The organism is Protofrankia symbiont of Coriaria ruscifolia, assembly GCF_900634745.1.
In the GTDB taxonomy this organism is placed as follows: domain Bacteria; phylum Actinomycetota; class Actinomycetes; order Frankiales; family Frankiaceae; genus Protofrankia; species Protofrankia californiensis.
In genome coordinates, this window is the sequence record NZ_CAAAFR010000184.1 from 51,896 (window position 1) to 68,810 (window position 16,915).

Here is a 16,915-nt window from a genome sequence, read left to right on the forward strand (position 1 = left end):
ACGCCTCCGGCGGCGCGAAAAACATGATCGCGCCGCCTTTGGCTAGGCACTGATCTCTTGGGGGAGGTCCCGGCGGGCGGGATCGGGACCGTCGAACTCTCGGATCACGCGGTATCGGGTGTCCCGCTCCACCGGGCGGAACCCGGCATCCCTGATCACCCCGAGCAGGTCGTCACGGGTCATCGTGTCCGGCGTTCCGAAACCGTCGGCGTCATGGGTGATCTTGTATTCGACGACGGACCCGTCCAGGTCGTCCGCGCCGAAGTTCAGGGCGAGCTGGGCGGTGGTCAGACCGTGCATCACCCAGAAGCACTTGATGTGATCGACGTTGTCGAAGAGCAGCCGGGATATCGCGAATGTCTTCAGCGCCTCGGCTCCGGTCGCCATCGGTTGGTTCATGAGCCGGTTGCGTGGGTCACCGGCAGCATCGTGCTGGAAGCGCAACGGGATGAACACCACGAACCCGCCGGTCTCGTCCTGCAGCTCGCGCAGTCGCAGCACATGGTCGACCCGGTGCCGCGGCTGTTCGATGTGGCCGTAGAGCATGGTGGCCGGTGTCCGCAGACCCTTGGAATGGGCGAGGCGGTGGATGCGCGACCAGTCCTCCCAGTGCGTCTCGTGCCCCACGATGTGCTGGCGGACCTCCCAGTCGAAGATCTCCGCTCCGCCCCCGGTCAGCGATTCCAGACCGGCGTCGATCAGCTCGTCGAGGATCTCCTCGGCGGGCAGGCCGCTGATCTTCTCGAACCAGTGGATCTCGGTGGCCGTGAACGCCTTGAGCGCCACACCCGGCAGCGCCTTGGACAGCTCACGCAGCGATCGCGGATAGTAACGCCACGGCAGTGTGGGGTGCAGGCCGTTGACGATGTGCAGCTCGGTGATGCCAGCAGGCTCCATCGCCCTGGCCAGCCGCACCGCCTCTTCTATGCGCATCGTGTACGCGTCGGTCTCGCCAGGTTTGCGCTGGAACGAGCAGTAGGCGCAGGATGCCGCGCACACGTTCGTGAGGTTCAGATGCCGGTTGACGTTGAAGTACGTCGCGTCCCCGTTCTTGCGGACGCGGACGGAGTGCGCCAGCTCCCCCAGCCAGGCCAGCTCGTCGCTGGTGTAGAGGGCCTCGCCGTCCGCTCGGCTGAGCCGCTCGCCGGCGTGAACCTTCGCCTCGATCTCACGCTTGAGCCCGACGTCCATGAGAACGAGGGTAGCCCCGCTCGGTGCGACGTCTCGTCGACACGTGACCCGCGGCACCACAAACCCCCGACACGCCGACCAACGGCCCGAGAGCTGGGACTCCCGGAACTCCCAGGTCGGCTTCGCCAACCTGGGAGGAACCCCGGGCGCGGAAGAAACACGATCTAGGCCAGAGCGTCCCCGGGCGAGATGCCGGTGAGGAGCGCGCGGACCTCCGCTTCCTGGTAACGCCGGTGGCCGCCGAGAGTGCGGATCGAAGTCAGCTTCCCGGTCTTGGCCCAGCGGGTCACCGTCTTCGGGTCCACCCGGAACATGCTCGCCACCTCGGCAGGCGTCAGCAGAGGAGCGGATTGCGGTGTTGGTGTCGTTGTCACAGAGCCTCCTGTCACAGAGCGTTGATAGCCAATATACAGAAGGTTCTTGCTTCGGTGGCAATTCGGGCGTGACACATCAGGGTCATGTGGTGACTAGTCCGCTCACGTCCGCATGAGTAGCAACACGGTCAGTGACCAGATGCCTTCGAGGATGATAGGGAAGAGATCGCGGCGCCGTACGACCGGCTGGCCGCGGGCGACCGGCTGGCGGCGTACGCCGCGCCGCGGCCTGCCCGCCGGCCGTCAGCTCAAACTCGTCCGAGTCACCGGCGGGCCGGACCGGCACTGGAGCGCGGGCCGGCATCAGCACGCCCGGCAGCCCGCTGCGCGGCTTTGCGCTGCAACCGGCCCAGCGGGTAGGTCAGCACACCCACGATCACAAGACCGGCCAGTAACGCGAGGATGGGATTCACACTCAGGATGAGCAGGATGGCCAGCACCACGAGCAGTGCGGCGATCCGCGCGGCGAAATACGGCAACTGCACTCGTAGGTCGGGCGGGGCCAGGTCGGGCCCGGGACGCCTGGCGGACTGGCCCGGACGTGTACCCGGACCACCGCTTGGGATGGGCGTCCGGCGCTGCGGCACCCGGTTCGGGTTCGCCGCCGCGTCTTTCTTCCCGCTGCCGTCTTTCTTCCTGCTGTCGTCGCGTGCCATGCTCGCCTCTGTCCCGGCCTGGTATTCATCTCCCCAACTGGCATCCCGAACCGGCATGAGTACGGATGCCGCCGATTCACGGTACGACCCGCCGGATCCGCGGTGGTCATGAGGGCAGGCGCCGGGCGGCGCCGAGCTCACCGGTCCATCGGCGCAGGAGGCTGTTGGGCACGCCGGCCGCGTCCAGGACCTTGCCGGCGACGAAGTCCACGAGCGAGCGCGCATCGGTCGCTCCGGCGTAGAAGCCGGGGCTGGCAGCCGCCACCACCGCGCCCGCGTCGTGCAGCGACAGCATGTGCAGCAGGGTCGAGCGGGTGAACGGCATCTCCCGGGGCACGACCACCAACCGGCGGCCTTCCTTCAGTGTCACGTCGGCGGCACGTTGCAGCAGGTCCTTGGACAGCCCGAGCGCGATCCCGGCCACGGCGGCCGTGCTTGCCGGAACGACGATCATCCCTCTGGTCAGGTACGAACCGCTGCTCGGCCCGGCTGCGAGGTCACCGCAGGACCAGTGGCGGACCAGATCCGCCGCGACCGCCGACCCGACGGTGGACGGGTCGACGCCGAGCCAGCCGGCCAGCGCCTGCGGCCAGCTGCCGTCCCGCCAGGTGACCCCGGTCTCGTCCAGCAGCGTGAGCCGGGCCGCCCTGGAGACGACCAGATCCACCGGCAGCCCGGCGTCCAACAGGCCGCGAAGCACCGACGCCGCATAGGGCGTTCCGCTCGCACCGCTGACGCCCACCACCCACGGCCACCGCGGTTCGCCTCCGCCCACCTGCGGGATCACCATGTCCCGGTGGTCCCGGTCATTCTGGTCGTTCCGGTGGTCACCAGGTCAGGCCGCGGGAGAGGAGATCGATGACGGCGAAGCCGAACAGGGCGATGCCGACGAATCCGTTGGCGGTCAGAAAGGCCCGGTTCACCCGTGACAGGTCGTCCGCGGAGACGATCGCGTGCTCGTAGCAGAACGCGGCGGCGGTCACCGTAAGACCCGCCCACCACCACAGGCCGAAGTTCTCCATCAGCCCGAACACGACGAACAGGACGAACGTCACGACATGGGTGACGATCGAGGCGGTCAACGCAGCATGGACCCCGAAGCGGGCCGGCACCGAACCCACGCCGATCCCGCGATCGACCTCGGCGTCCTGGCAGGAGTAGATCAGGTCGAAACCGGCTATCCAGGTACCGACCGCGACCCCGAGCACGACCGCGGCCCACGACCAGCGGTCGGTGATCGCGATCCAGGCGCCGACCGGCGCGACCGCCTGGGCCAGCGCGAGGACGGCGTGCGGGAAGTTGGTGAACCGCTTGGCGTAGGAGTAGACGACCATGGGGGCGACCGCGAACGGCGCGAGGGCCAGGCAGAGCCAGGACAGCGCCGCGGCGGACCCGCAGAAGACCGCCAGGGCGATCGCCGCGCCGACCGCGGCCGTGCGCACCGACACGACGCCGGTGACCAGCTCCCGTCCGGCCGTCCGCGGATTACGTCCGTCGATCTTCCGGTCGATGATCCTGTTGGTCGCCATCGCAAAGGTGCGGGCGGCGACCATCGCGACGGTCACCAGCGCGATGTCCAGCCAGTGCACGGATCGGGACGCGTTGAACGACGCGGCAAGCGCGGCCACGTAGGCGAACGGCAGCGCGAACACCGAGTGCTCGATCACCACCACCCGCAGGAAGGCGCGGACGGGACCGTCGGGCGCCGATGCCGGCCCCGGCATTCCCGGGGCGAACGTCGCGTCACTCACCAATGATCAACTCCCGTGACAGCCCGGCAGCCGGCACGTCCCCACCGTGGACGGTGGTCATAGCCCGTACTCCTTCCAGCGCCGGGCGACCCGGTCCCTGACCGCCTGGTCCATCACAGCCTCCGCGGGCCAGCCGCCCTCGCGACGGTATCCCTCGGTCGGGAGTTTGCGCGTCGCGTCCACGCCGATCTTCCCGCCGAAGAACTGCTCGTACGAGGCATGGTCGAGGTGGTCGACCGGACCGATCGTGGTCAGCAGGTCGTGGGCGTAATCGACGTTGCCGAACGCCCGCCATGCCACCTCGGAGTAGTCGTGGACGTCGCAGTCGGCGTCGACGACCACGACGAGTTTGGACAGCGACAGCAACCCGGCACCCCAGATGGCGTGCATGACCTTCTGCGCGTGCTTGGGATAGCGCTTCTCGATCGAGACGATCGCGCAGTTGTGGAAGACACCTTCGACCGGGAGGTCGTAGTCGACGATCTCCGGAATCATCATCCGTACCAGCGGCAGGAAGATCCGCTCGGTTGCCTTGCCGAGCGGTCCGTCCTCCTGCGGCGGTCGACCCACGACGATCGTCTGGAAGACCGGGTCACGCTGCATGGTCATCACGTCGACGTGCAGGGCGGGGAACGGTTCGACCGGCGTATAGAAGCCCGTGTGATCGCCGAACGGGCCCTCCGGACGCCGTTCCCCCGGCTCCAGCCAGCCTTCGAGCACGACCTGGGCGTTCGCCGGCACCTGCAGCGGAACAGTCAGGCAGTCGACCATCTCCACCCGCTCGCCGCGCAGGAACCCGGCGAACAGGTACTCGTCGATCTCCGCCGGCAGCGGGGCGGAGGCCGCGTAGGTCACCGCCGGGTCGCAGCCGAACGCGATCGCCACCGGCAACCTCTCCCCCCGACGCTCGGCGACGGCGTGATGGGCGTTGGAATCCTTGTGGATCTGCCAGTGCATGCCGACCGTCCGGGCGTCATGGCGCTGCAGCCGATACATGCCGAGATTGCGCTGGCCGGTCTCGGGGTGCTTCGTATGGGTGAGCCCCAGGTTCAGGAACACGCCGCCGTCATCCGGCCAGGCATGCACGCCGGGCAGACGGAGCAGGTCGACGTCCGAGCCCTTGAGCACGACGTCCTGACACGGCGCGGTCCGGACCTTGCGGGGTGGCACCGACCGGAGCGCGGCGACTTTACCGAAGGCCTCCCGCAGCCCTCCGAGCCCGACGGGGAGCTCGGGCCTGAGCAGGGCGGCGATCCGGTCACCGATCTCGTCGAGGCTGCCGGCCCCCAGCGCGGCGGCCATCCGCTGTTCGGTCCCGAAGACGTTGATGGCCAGTGGCATGTCGGCGCCGAGCGGCTGGTCGAACAGCAGTGCCGGCCCGCGCTCGCGCACCACCCGTGTAACGATCTCGGTGACTTCCAGGACCGGGTCGACCGGGACGCGGACATGCCGCAGGTCGCCGTGACGCTCGAGATGAACGAGGAACGCACGCAGATCCGCCCAGGCCATGACGTCCATCCTTGCAGTAACCGCCGCGCCGGCCGGCCCGCCCTACGACTGCTCCAGGCCGGCGGCCGCCACCGGGCATCGGGCAGGCGGCCGTGCCGAGGCCCGCACCCGGGTTGCCCGCACCCGGTGGTTACCGCCCATGCGGCACGTCCGGCGATCGAAAGGAGCACACTAGGAGTGTTGTCATTGTGCCCCAGCCGCCCCGGCGCTACTGATCCGACCGAACGGGCGGACGGCTCCAATGGGCATTCGCTGTTCCAATAGGCATTGGCTGTACCGTCGGATGACGGGTATGGATCGGCACGCGATCAGGACTCCAGGTCATGACGGACGGTCATGACGGACGGAGCGAAGACTGGAGAGGAGCAACGGTGCGGTGGTGGGGTTCGTACTGACGCTGGTGGTCTTTGGCTTCTGGATTTTCGCGCTCATTGACGCGATCATGACCCCATCCGTTGCCGTGCGCATGCTCCCCAAGATCGCCTGGATTGTGATCATTGTTCTCTTCTACGCTGTCGGCGGCGTGGTCTGGTTCATTGTCGGCCGCCCTCGCCAGAACGACCGGGCCGGCGAGGATATCGGTCCTGCCGATCATCCGATGTGGGAGGGCCGGGGTCGCTGGGCCGGCGGTGACGGCTTCGGCCGGGACGGCGACCAGGACGGGCCACCGGCCGCCCGGCGGCCGTCATGGCCGCGCCGGAGTCCCGCGCCACGGCTGGTCGCGCCCGACGACAACCCGGAGTTCCTGCGGGAACTGTCCGAGCGCATCCGCCGTGGAGACGGCGATGGCACGTCCCGGAGCTGACCGCGAGCGGTCCTCACGGCAACGTCAACGGGCCGGCGCCGGTGGGGGCCGGCGTTTCCAACCACCCGACCATTAGCATGATCCGTCGGCGGTGTCAGCCGTCGATACCTGCATAGGAGTGCAGGCCCGAGATCACCAGGTTCACCAAGTAGTAGTCGACGAACAGCGCGCTGAAACCCAGCAGCGATATCGCCGCGGCCCTACGACCCTTCCAGCCGGCGGTGGCACGGGCATGCAGGTAGGCCGCGTAGATCACCCAGGTGATGAACGACCACGTCTCCTTGGGATCCCAACCCCAGTAACGGCCCCAGGCGGCCTCCGCCCAGATGGCGCCGGCGACGACCGCGAACGTCCAGACCGGGAACGCGAAGCCGATCACACGGTAGGTGATGCGGTCCAACGACGCGGCCGCGGGCAGGCGCATCATGATCCCACCGCGCCTGCGCATCGCCGCGGAGGCCTCGGCCCGGCCGGTGGCGACCGCTGCGAGCCGGTTCTCCCAGCGGTCCTTGAGCAGGTACAGGACGGTGGTGACCGCCGAGACCATGAACACGCCGCTGGCCACGATCGCCGCCACAACGTGAATCTTGAGCCAGTAGGAGTTGAGCGCCGGGACAAGGGGGCCCGCCGCCACGTAGAGCACCGTGCCGGCGAGACCGAGGTAGAGGACCACCGGCAGCATCACGAAGACGCCCAGCCAACGGATCCGCGCCCGGGTCCGGGCCAGCATGCCCAGATAGGTCAGCACGGCAACCAGGGTGATCATGGATGAGAACTCGTACATGTTCCCCCACGGCACCCGGTTCGCGGCCAGGCCCCGGGCCGTCACCGAACCCACGTGCGCCGCACACCCGAGGACGGTCAGCACCACCGCGGTCCGGCCGATCCAGCGCGCCCGGGGTGAGGTCGACGGGTCCGCGCCCTCCCCGGCCATCACCGCGGTCACGGCTGCCCGATCGGAAGCCCGCTGGGCCGCTCGGGCGTCCGCCGCGGCAAGCGCCGCGGCAGCAGGGTCCACAACAAGATCATGATTGTCCGCCGCGCGAGGGACGGACACCCCCGCCGCATCCGCGCCGACCATGGCGGCAACCCGTCCGGGCGCCGTGACCGCCGTGGCCGGCACCGATGACGCCAATACCTCCGTCCGGCGCTCCATCATGGCCGCGGCACCGGAGGTGCGTCCGAAGCGGCTGAAGGCGAACTCGGCCGCATAACCGAGCATCGCCAGCGCGTAGACCGCCATGGTCACGCCGAGAAGATGATCGGACAACGCGGCAAGGCCGGAGTTGACGGACATCACAGCTCCTGTTCGGTGGGGTCCCCGGATCCGGTGGGGGTCCCGGAGGCCCGGATGGCTGTTGCCGCCCGGTCCGACGGCGTCCGCTCCGACGGCGTCCGCTCCGGTGCCGCCCGAGCCGACGAGTCCGACCGAGCCGAGCCGTCCGCCCGGTCCGGAGGCACGCCTTCGGCGGGTGCGGTGGCCGTCCGCACATCCTGGATGATCGCCTGCAGTTCGGCCGCGAAGCCGTCGGTGTCGGAGCGGGACAGCCCACCGGCCTCGACCGTGGTCACCGCGCGGGCATCGGCATCGGCATCGACGCCGACGCGCGTGGGCGTGGCGGGACGCGCCCGTACCCAGACCCTGCGCCGGCGCACCCGCATGCTGACCAGCAGGCCACCGATGATCGCCACGGCCGCGACCAGCACCCAGCCCTTGAACGGATCCGACTTGGTCTGGAACGTGGCGAACTCACGGACCCCGTCGACATCCAGGGACATTCCGCCGGGCAGACCGCTGATCGTCCGCTGGCCGGGGTTGTTCAACGCGAGCACCTGCGCCACCCGACCCGTGCCGATCGGGCCGTCCAGCCGCAGCTGGCGCATGTCCCGGGTGTCCAGCGAGTAGACGTTCTGCGGCACGCCCTCGTTGATGTGGAGGTTGCCGACATAGCCGGTGAGGGTGAGACCGGGGGCGTCCGCGGCCGGATGGGTCGAGATGTAACCGTGCGCCGGATCGAGCTGCGTGGTCGGGGTGAACACGCCGGTGAACGCCAGCTGCTGCGGTTCACGGGTCGGCCCGGTCGGCGCAAGCCCGGTGTCGCCGATCTTCAACGTGCAGGTGGACGCGAACATGGCGTCCCGCGGCGTACAGGGCTGGTAACCCTCCCAGACAATGCTGCCGTCACTGTTCTTCAGCACGAAGTGCGGCGCGTAGCCGTGCCCGATCAGGTAGACCTTGGCGCTGCCGATCGCCAGCGGATGGTTGACCCGGATGTCGGCCGTGCGGGTGGGTCCGCCGAGATCGGCGGTGTACGCGACTTCGGCGCGAAAGTCCGCCGGCTGGCCGCTAGGCTGGTACGACGCGGTGAACTCGTCCAGCGTCAGGGAGAACGGCGCCAGGTCACCGGCAGGGTCGACCAGCTTGCCCCGGCTGAACTGGTCGTAGGAGACCAGCGTGTTCGTGAAGCCGTCGCCTTTGATGACCAGGACGGTGCCCTGGTAGCCGAACCACGAGCCCAGCCCGACTCCGAGGAGCATCAGCACCAGCGCAATGTGGAAGACGAGGTTTCCGGTCTCGCGTAGGTAGCCCTTTTCCGCCGCCACGGAGAAGTCACGGCTGCCGTCGGGCCGGGTCGCGTCCTCGGGCGCGACCACGACCCGGAACCGCCGCCGCCGCAGGACCACGCCCGCGGCCTCGATCACCTCCGGTGGACGCAGCGAGCTGTCCCACGACCGGCCGCCGGCCAGCCGGCTCGGCCGGGCCGGCGCCCGCGGAGGCCGTCCCACCAGCGCCCTGGCATGCCATCGGACCCTGGAAGCCAGACAACCGATCAGGGAGACGAACAGCAGCAGGTAAATCGCGGCGAACCAGGGAGCACCGAAAACGTCGAAGGCAGACAGCCTGTCGAGGAACGGCGCGAGCGAGGGATGATCGCGGAAGTACTGCTCGACCTTCAACGGGTTCAGCGACCGCTGCGGCAGCAGGGAGCCGGGAACAGCCGCAAGCGCGAAGAGGAACAGCAGCAACAACGCCGTACGCATGCTGGTCAGCTGGTGCCAAGCACGCCGGAGCGGGCCGATGACCAACCGCGGGGAACGGGACGCGCCGCTGGCGCCGCCACCTCCGCCACGCGGTCCGGACGGCGCCGCGGGCGCACGCTCACGCACCTCGTCGGGCACGGTCGTCAGGATCCCGACCCCGTCGGAGGTACCGGTCGGGTCAGTGGCCCCGATCGGATCATCCACGTCTGATACAGCCATGGTTGCCGTCGCTCCTGATCCGTCGGTCACCTGGCCTGGAGCACCACCGCGCGCCGGGTCGGGGCGGGCGCGTCCGGTCGGTCCGCCCGCTCACAAGGGGGTCTCCGCAAATCCCGGCACGTAGGGCCGGAGAGAAGCGATCAGGTCGGTCCAGGCACCGGTGACCTGGAGAAGTCCGACGGCGACGAGAAGCAGGCCCCCGGCAAAGGTGAGCGCCCGAGCGCGCCTGCGAGCCGCAGCCAGGGCACCGGCCACCTGCCGGAAGGCCAAGCCCACGACGAGGAACGGCACCCCCAGGCCGAAACAGTAGACGGCGGAGAGGAACGCGCCCCGGCCGGCAGTCGCGCTCTGCACCGCAAGCCCCAGCACCGCCGCCAGGGTCGGCCCGAGGCACGGCGTCCAACCGATCCCGAACAGGACGCCGAGGGCGGGGGCACCGATCAGACCGGGTGCGGGCAGCCGGTGGATGCGCCACTCCCGGTTGGCCAGCGGCAGCCGGACGAACAGCCCGGCGAACGCCAGCCCCATGACGATGGTCACTGAGCCCAGAATCCGGCTGACGCCGACCTGGTGCAGGGTCAGCCAGCGGCCCAACCCGCCGAAGGCCGCACCATAGCTGACGAAGACGGCGGTGAAGCCGACGACGAACAGTGCGGTACCGAGTGTGACCCGGCCCAACAGCCGATGTCGGGCCCGGCTGCTGATGCTGATACCTGTGCTGCTGGCGGGCCGGGAGCCGGCCAGCCGACCGCCGGCTGGCAGCGGCGAAGCGCCGGCTGGCAACAGCGAAGCACCGGCCACCAGCGGCGAGGCCCCGGCGCCGACCACGGGTCGGGCGGCCAGTTCCTCGCCCGACAGCCCCGTGACGAAGGACAGGTATCCGGGCACGAGAGGCAGCACGCACGGGGACAGGAACGACAACAGCCCCGCCGCCGCCGCGACCGGTGCGGCAAGCAGCAGCGGTCCGTCCGCGACGAACGACGTGACGCTCACCGCAGGGCTCCCGCCGGCCGGGCAACGCGGCTGATCCCGTCGCCGCTCATACCTGCACGGCTCATACCGTCTCCCGCCGCTCATGCCTGCACCGCTCACTCATGCGGTCACGGCCGGTCTCCGCGCCGCTCATCCCGTCGCCGCTCATGTCTCCGCCCGGAGCCGGGCGAGCACGGGCACCAGCTCGTCCGGGAGCACACCGCCGGTGAAGCGTGCCGCAAGCCGGCCTTCGGCGTCGAGTACGAAGGTCGACGGCAGACCGGGCGGAACCGGCCAGCGTGCCGCGAGCGTGCCAATCCGGTCGACGACGCTCGGATAGGTCACGCCGTTGTCGCGAATGAACGCCTTCGCCGCGGAGAGGTTGTCCTTCTCGTTCACCCCGACAAAGGCCACCTCCGGGTTGTCCGCGGCCATCCTGATCAGACCAGGTGTCTCCGCCCGGCACGGCGCGCACCACGACGCCCAGAAGTTCACAACGGCGATCTTTCCGCGGAAGTGCACGAGGCTCAGATCGGGACCGGCCACGGTGGGACCGGTGAGGTCGGGAGCCGGCTTGCGACTGCCGACCGGGACGAATTCGGAGTTAGGTGCCTGTTGGACAAAACCGAAGCCACCGCCGGCGGCCTGGTCCACGCTGTCGGTCCCGCTCGAGCATGCAGCCGTCGCCAGCACCGAGGCACTCGCCACCAGCATCCAGGCGCACACCGCGCACACCGCGCACACAAACCCCAGGGGACGGCTGTGCAGCGCCCGGCTACCCCGCGCGCGCAACACACCGGATGTCACTCGCGCGTTCTGCCGCCCGTCCACACACACTCCTCCCGGTGAGGAACCACGTGCGCGAAAAAACATGATCGCGCCACCTCTGGCCCTCCAGCCGGCCGGCTACCACCCGGACCGGACCGAGCCAGTATGTGCCTCGGCCCATCAGCCTACGACCAACTGTAGAACTCAACCCCGAGGATCCGCCCCGGTTGCGGGTGCGTCCCGGACAGCCGGTGACTCAGACAGCCCAGCAGGCCAACTGTTCGTCACCGATCCTCAGACACGTCACCGTCTCAGAAGGGTGGTGGGTCGAGGTTCAGGACGGTATCCGGCCCGGTCCCGCCCGCGGTGGGATCGTGTGCGCCGGCCCCGGACACCGGCGCCGAGACGAACGCTGTGGTGGCCGCGGCGGTGGCCACTGTGGCTGCTGGCGGGGCTGCGGGGCGATCGGGTTCCTCTCAAGGGCTCGGACACAGGGCGATCGGGTTCCTCCCAGGGCTCGGGCACGGTGCGGTACACCCGCCCGGTCGGGGCGGTCCAGGCCACCACTGCGCCCGTGGCCTGTTCCATCCTCCACCCTCCGTCGTGTTTGGCCCGATGATGCCGACGACACGCGACGATCAGGTTCCCCTCCGAGGTCGGCCCGCCCTTGGCGTAGGGGCAGACATGATCCAGGTCGCAGGACCGGGCGGGTTTCCGGCAGCCGGGGAACCGGCAGGTGCGATCCCGGGCCCGGACCAGCCCCGGCGACGGAAACCGCCGGCCGACGTCCACCACCCGGCCGTCTACCGGGTCGGTCAGGATCCGCCGCCAGGTCGCGTTCTCGGCCAGCTGGCGGGCGGTGGCGGCGGGGATCGGCCCGTAGCCGGCGAGCTCCCCGGGGCTGTCGGCCACCCCGGCCAGGGTGGTCACCGGGACGAGCACCCCGATCTCCACGGGCACGTCGGTGCCGTGGTCGCGGCCGAGGAGGACGTCGACGAGGGCGTCGGCACGGCGAGCGTCCATGCCCCGGGGATCGTCCGGGGTGGCGGCGCGGCGGGCGAGGGTGTCGAGGCGCTGGTAGACGGCCTGCGCGTCGGCGGCGGGTAGCAGGGCCCACAGCTCGGCCATCCCGTCCTCGACCGGGCTGATGTGGACCTGCCGCTCCCGGCGGCGCTGTGCCTGCCGGCGGTGAGCCCCGTCGGCGTCGCACGCCTGGAGTGGGGACGGGGCGGTGCACGTACAGCAGGCCGTACCGGCCGCGCCGCCGGCAGGGGGGTCAGCCCCTGTGGCCGCGCCAGCCCCCGCGGTGGGGCTGGGTGGGGTGGCGTCGGCGCCGACCAGCTCTGATTCGAACATATGTACGAGTCTAGCTTTTTATCCGGACATTTCCACCATCCAGGAGCCGGGCATATGCCCGGCAGCCCCACGCCTGTGCCCTGCTCGGCGGCGTCCGCTCGAGATTCCGGTGGCCCGCACTACCGCGCCGGCGTTCCCACGGACCGCTACCGGCCGGTGCCGGCCAGTACCGGCCGGTGCCGGCCGGTACTGGTGGTGTCCCCGGCCTACCTGGAGTCAGTGGGTGGGACGGCGCAGTGGCAGGCGGTGTGGGTGACTCATATCGCCGGCGGGGCACGTCGCCTGCTCCCGGTCCTGATCAGCGAGCGCGAACCCGGCCCCGGACTGGTGGCGGTGACCGCGGTGGCGGGGATGGGCGGGGTCGGCAAGACCGCGCTCGCAATCGAGTACATCCACCGCCACGCCGACGCGTTCGACCGGGTCGACCGGGTCGGCTGGGTGCCGGCGGAGCAGCCCGAACTGATCGGCAGCTACCTGACCGAACTTGTCGTGCGCGTCACCGGTCGTCAGGCACCGACGGAGCCGGCCTGGTTCGTGCTCGGGCCGTTGGGCTCGGCGTAGTCGACCCGCACCAGCCGGTCTGCCGAGTAGACCGCCGAGGTGACGCTCGCGAGCGCGCACTGGCGACGGTCCGGCCGGTGCCAGAGTTTCTGGCCCTCCAGCGCGCGCCGGGTCGTCCACACCGGCAACTGGTGACTGACGAGCACCACCTCGCGACCGGGGAAGGCGTCCCGCCACTCGGCCACGGCGGCGAGCATGCGCCCGGCGATCTCGGTGTAGGGCTCGCCCCAGGACGGCCTGAACGGATTGATCAGCACCCTCCACATCCGCGGATAGCGGAGCAGGGCCGGCCCGGCCTCGAACGGCTTGCCCTCGAAGACGTTGCGGCTCTCGATGAGGCGAGGATCGACGTCCACGCCGATGCCCAGGGCCTGCGCGATGGGCGCGGCGGTCTGCTGCGCCCGTTCGAGCGGGCTCGCCACGACCGCGGCGACGTCACGTCCGGCCAGGAACTCCGCCGTGATCTTCGCCTGCCGGACCCCCGCTTCGGACAGGCGGAACCCGGGCAGCCTGCCGTACAGGATCTTCTCCGGGTTGAACACCTCACCGTGGCGTACCAGGTGGACGGTGGTCAGCCCGTCCGGCGACGCCGCTTCAGGCACTGGGGACCGATGCTGGCGGATGGGGCCGGTTGCCCCGGGCCGTGCAGGTGTCATGGACGCTTCCCTCCAGCGCTCGCGGCCGGGATCGGTTCGGGCACGCCGGCCGCGGCACGGGCCGCCGCCGGCGCGGCGCCCGCGATCCGCTCGACGACCTCGTCATCGTGTGCCGCCGACACGAACCACGCCTCGTAGCCGGAAGGCGGCAGGTACACCCCGGCATCCAGCATGGCGTGAAAGAACGCGGCATACCGGGCGCTGGACTGCGTCCGCGCTCCCGCATAGTCGACCACCGACGGTGCGTCGGTGAAGAAGAAACTGAACAGTGAGCCGGCGCTACTCGGCAGGTGCGGCACTCCCTGCTCGGTCAGCGCCGTCGAGACGATGCCGGCGACGTCGCCGGCGCGCGCGTCCACCGTGGCGTACACCTCGGGCGTGCAGGCGCGCAGGGTGGCAAGGCCGGCGGCGACGGCGAGCGGGTTACCCGACAACGTCCCGGCCTGGTAGACGGGGCCGGCCGGGGCAAGGTGGGCCATCACCTCGGCACGCCCGCCGAAAGCCGCCGCCGGCAGCCCGCCGCCCATCACCTTGCCGAAGGTGAACAGATCCGGAGCCCATCCCTCGACGGCACCCTCTGCTCCCCACCAGCCGGCCGGGCCGATCCGGAAACCGGTCATGACCTCGTCCAGGATGAGCAGGGCGCCATGGGCGTCGCACAGCCGCCGCAGCCCGGCGTTGAAACCCGGCAGCGGTGGGACGACCCCCATGTTCGCCGCGGCGGCCTCGGTGATGACAGCGGCAATCTGCTCGGGGTACTCGGCGAAGGCGGCCTCCACACAGGTCAGATCGTTGTAGGGTAGGACGATCGTGTCCGAAGCGGTCGCCGTGGTCACCCCCGGCGTGTCCGGCAGACCGAGAGTTGCCACCCCCGAACCCGCGGCGGCAAGCAGCGCGTCGACATGACCATGATAACAACCGGCAAACTTTATGATCTTCGATCGGCCGGTGAAGCCACGGGCGAGCCGCAATGCGCTCATGGTGGCCTCGGTCCCGGAGTTGACCAGCCGGATCTGCTCGATGGGCCGCACCCGGGACACGATCTCCTCGGCCAGTTCGACCTCGCCCGGACTCGGCGTGCCGTAGCTCGTGCCCCGCGACGCGGCCACCTGCAGGGCCTCGACAACCGCCGGGTGGGCATGCCCCAGGATCATCGGACCCCAGGAACAGACCAGGTCGACGTATCTGCGGCCGTCCACGTCAGTGAGGTACGCACCGTTCCCGGACACCATGAAGCGCGGCGTGCCGCCGACCGCCCTGAACGCTCGAACAGGCGAATTGACCCCGCCGGGAATGATCCGCTGAGCTCGACGGAACAATTCCTCGGAGGCTGCGGCCCCGGACACGACTGACATGCCACCGATCCTCGCAGGTCGGCGCCGCACCCCGCTGGCCCTGGTCGTACCAGCGGCGTCGTACCGGTCGTACCAGCGGCTTGGTGCCGGCCGATAGCCCAGGCTCCGCCTGCCGAAGATCCGGCTGACCCCCGGGGGCCGCCGGTGGGTGGGGGATGGCCCAGCCGCCCACCGGCGGCGGTCCGTGGCACGGCATACCTACCGTGCACCGGCGGATGCCGGTGCGAGTGCGCCGTCCGTGCACCTGGCCGGAGGCCGGCGCGGGTGCGCCGCCGAGCCCACCCGCGCCGGAGGTGTCACGACGCATCTCCGAGCATGACGCAGCGGGTCGCGCGGCGCTCGTTGTAGCGGTTGACCATGCGGGATCCGCGGTGACGGACCACCGACGTGTCCATCCGCCGGATCCATCTGCCTGGTCCGGCCGCCCGATCCGTCCGCCGCCGGATCCGATCCGGCCAACCGGCCCGAACCTCCTGCGCACTTCCTGTACACCTCAACAGCCGAGCACCCGGCTGGCGATCTGGATGGCGTCGAGGCCCTTGCCGCCTGCGCACTTCTTGCGCAACGCTGGGCGGGAATTCTGACATATCCCCTGAATCAGAATGCCGTTACCCGCTCCACCGGTCACCCGGCCGGATTGACAGCCCAGCTTTTGTAACCGGACACTCGCAGTCGAGTAATCGGAAGCGGAGAACGGTGCGGATGGAGAACGGTGAGGACATGGCCCGTCGACGGATGGCAAACATGTTGGCTCTCGCCGTACTCGGACTACTCAACGAACGGCCTATGCACCCATACGAGATGTCTACGACGATGCGTGAACGACACAAGGAAGACAGCATCAAGCTGACGTACGGCTCGCTCTACACGGTGGTGGACGCGCTGGCCCATAACGGTTACATCACCGCTCGCGAGACCCTCCGCGAAGGCCGGCGGCCGGAACGGACCATCTACGAGATCACTCCGGCCGGCCGGATCGAACTCTACGACTGGATGTCCGAGCTGGTCAGTACACCCGCCAAGGAATACATTCGTTTCGAGGCGGCGCTTTCCATGCTGGCGGTACTCACACCCGAGGACACCGTCCGGCTGCTCACCGAACGCCGCAACCGGCTCATACTCCAGATCGAGCACAGCCACGCGGACGAGGCGCTCGCCGTCCGTAAGGGGCTCCCTCGGCTGTTCACCCTGGAAACCGAGTATTTCAGCGCGCTGACAGAGGCCGAGTTGCGCTACGTGGACGAGCTCATCTCAGAGATCACGAACAGGACGCTGGACGGCATCCACATCTGGGACGCGATCCACACCCGCGGCGAGACCGATCCCGACCGGATACGAGAGGTTGTGATCAAGGCTCTGGAAGCCGGCAGCCACAAGGACTTCGCGCCCAGGTCCGTCGTGAACACGACCGGACGGGCTATCACCGCCCGGGTCGGGCCGGAGGGCACCGACCGCGAATCCCCCACCGCCCAACCCTGCCATCCCCTGCCGTCCGTCGAACCCGCGGACGGCGATACAGAATCCGACACGGACCTCCTACACGGGAAGAATCCATAGTTATCCGTATTGCGACATCCGACCCGTTCACGGTCGTCCCACAATTCCTGCTCGTCTTTGAAGGATCACACATCCAGCCGACCTGGGCCCAGGTGACCCGGAGACCTGAGCCTCCGGCAGAACGAAAGGAAAATAATCGTGCC

At 69.6% G+C, this 16,915-nt stretch carries 16 protein-coding genes; 3 read left to right on the forward strand and 13 right to left on the reverse strand.

Annotation, left to right across the window (positions count from 1 at the left end):
- Positions 1–42: 42 nt before the first annotated feature.
- From mqnE to CV1CTNOD_RS21220, 6 genes are all read right to left on the reverse strand, one after another.
- Complete coding sequence (mqnE, locus tag CV1CTNOD_RS21195; protein WP_131787788.1) at positions 43–1,191, reverse strand: aminofutalosine synthase MqnE; 1,149 nt, start codon at positions 1,189–1,191, stop codon at positions 43–45.
- A gap of 164 nt (positions 1,192–1,355) precedes the next feature.
- Positions 1,356–1,565 (reverse strand): BldC family transcriptional regulator, encoded by a 210-nt coding sequence (locus CV1CTNOD_RS21200; RefSeq protein WP_131768578.1) that lies wholly within the window; start codon positions 1,563–1,565, stop codon positions 1,356–1,358.
- A gap of 263 nt (positions 1,566–1,828) precedes the next feature.
- Positions 1,829–2,221 (reverse strand): hypothetical protein, encoded by a 393-nt coding sequence (locus CV1CTNOD_RS27035; RefSeq protein WP_242606893.1) that lies wholly within the window; start codon positions 2,219–2,221, stop codon positions 1,829–1,831.
- Between the two features lie 106 nt (positions 2,222–2,327).
- A complete protein-coding gene (locus CV1CTNOD_RS21210) occupies positions 2,328–3,011 on the reverse strand; it encodes a UbiX family flavin prenyltransferase (protein ID WP_131787718.1) in 684 nt (227 codons plus the stop codon).
- Positions 3,012–3,048: 37 nt separating this feature from the next.
- Positions 3,049–3,972, reverse strand: a complete 924-nt coding sequence (gene mqnP, locus CV1CTNOD_RS21215) for a menaquinone biosynthesis prenyltransferase MqnP (RefSeq protein WP_131787719.1) — start codon at positions 3,970–3,972, stop codon at positions 3,049–3,051.
- A gap of 57 nt (positions 3,973–4,029) precedes the next feature.
- Entirely contained in the window at positions 4,030–5,481 is a 1,452-nt protein-coding gene (locus CV1CTNOD_RS21220; protein WP_131787720.1) for a menaquinone biosynthesis decarboxylase, read from the reverse strand.
- Between the two features lie 379 nt (positions 5,482–5,860).
- Here CV1CTNOD_RS21220 and CV1CTNOD_RS21225 point away from each other — a divergent pair, with 379 nt between their 5' ends.
- Positions 5,861–6,286 (forward strand): PLD nuclease N-terminal domain-containing protein, encoded by a 426-nt coding sequence (locus CV1CTNOD_RS21225; RefSeq protein WP_207386583.1) that lies wholly within the window; start codon positions 5,861–5,863, stop codon positions 6,284–6,286.
- Positions 6,287–6,380: 94 nt separating this feature from the next.
- On the opposite strand, the gene ccsB is transcribed toward CV1CTNOD_RS21225, so the two are convergent.
- The 5 genes from ccsB to CV1CTNOD_RS21250 all read right to left on the reverse strand — a co-directional run bounded on the left by ccsB (position 6,381) and on the right by CV1CTNOD_RS21250 (position 12,643).
- Complete coding sequence (gene ccsB / locus CV1CTNOD_RS21230) at positions 6,381–7,583, reverse strand: c-type cytochrome biogenesis protein CcsB (protein WP_131787722.1); 1,203 nt, start codon at positions 7,581–7,583, stop codon at positions 6,381–6,383.
- Positions 7,583–9,547 carry a cytochrome c biogenesis protein ResB gene (gene resB, locus CV1CTNOD_RS21235; protein ID WP_131787723.1) on the reverse strand — a complete coding sequence of 655 codons (1,965 nt, stop codon included), beginning with the start codon at positions 9,545–9,547 and terminating at the stop codon, positions 7,583–7,585. Before resB ends, ccsB begins: the two co-directional genes overlap by 1 nt.
- Before the next feature lie 90 nt (positions 9,548–9,637).
- Positions 9,638–10,540: a cytochrome c biogenesis CcdA family protein gene (locus CV1CTNOD_RS21240; protein ID WP_131787724.1), complete on the reverse strand. Its 903-nt coding sequence runs from the start codon at positions 10,538–10,540 to the stop codon at positions 9,638–9,640.
- 144 nt (positions 10,541–10,684) lie between these two features.
- Positions 10,685–11,350, reverse strand: coding sequence for a TlpA family protein disulfide reductase (locus tag CV1CTNOD_RS21245; protein WP_131787725.1), 666 nt, complete (start codon positions 11,348–11,350; stop codon positions 10,685–10,687).
- 240 nt (positions 11,351–11,590) lie between these two features.
- A complete protein-coding gene (locus CV1CTNOD_RS21250; RefSeq protein WP_131787726.1) occupies positions 11,591–12,643 on the reverse strand; it encodes an HNH endonuclease signature motif containing protein in 1,053 nt (350 codons plus the stop codon).
- A gap of 54 nt (positions 12,644–12,697) precedes the next feature.
- Here CV1CTNOD_RS21250 and CV1CTNOD_RS21255 point away from each other — a divergent pair, with 54 nt between their 5' ends.
- The gene (locus CV1CTNOD_RS21255) at positions 12,698–13,204 is read left to right on the forward strand and encodes a toll/interleukin-1 receptor domain-containing protein (protein ID WP_131787727.1); all 507 of its coding nucleotides are present in this window, start codon (positions 12,698–12,700) and stop codon (positions 13,202–13,204) included.
- On the opposite strand, the gene CV1CTNOD_RS21260 is transcribed toward CV1CTNOD_RS21255, so the two are convergent.
- Together CV1CTNOD_RS21260 and hemL are read right to left on the reverse strand one after the other, a co-directional pair.
- Positions 13,150–13,860 (reverse strand): histidine phosphatase family protein, encoded by a 711-nt coding sequence (locus tag CV1CTNOD_RS21260; protein ID WP_131787728.1) that lies wholly within the window; start codon positions 13,858–13,860, stop codon positions 13,150–13,152. The genes CV1CTNOD_RS21255 and CV1CTNOD_RS21260 overlap by 55 nt on opposite strands.
- Entirely contained in the window at positions 13,857–15,215 is a 1,359-nt protein-coding gene (hemL, locus tag CV1CTNOD_RS21265; protein WP_131787729.1) for a glutamate-1-semialdehyde 2,1-aminomutase, read from the reverse strand. The genes CV1CTNOD_RS21260 and hemL overlap by 4 nt, the downstream gene beginning before the upstream one ends.
- A gap of 702 nt (positions 15,216–15,917) precedes the next feature.
- Between hemL and CV1CTNOD_RS21270 the strand changes: the two genes are divergently transcribed.
- Positions 15,918–16,772, forward strand: a complete 855-nt coding sequence (locus tag CV1CTNOD_RS21270) for a PadR family transcriptional regulator (protein ID WP_242606909.1) — start codon at positions 15,918–15,920, stop codon at positions 16,770–16,772.
- Positions 16,773–16,915: the final 143 nt, after the last annotated feature.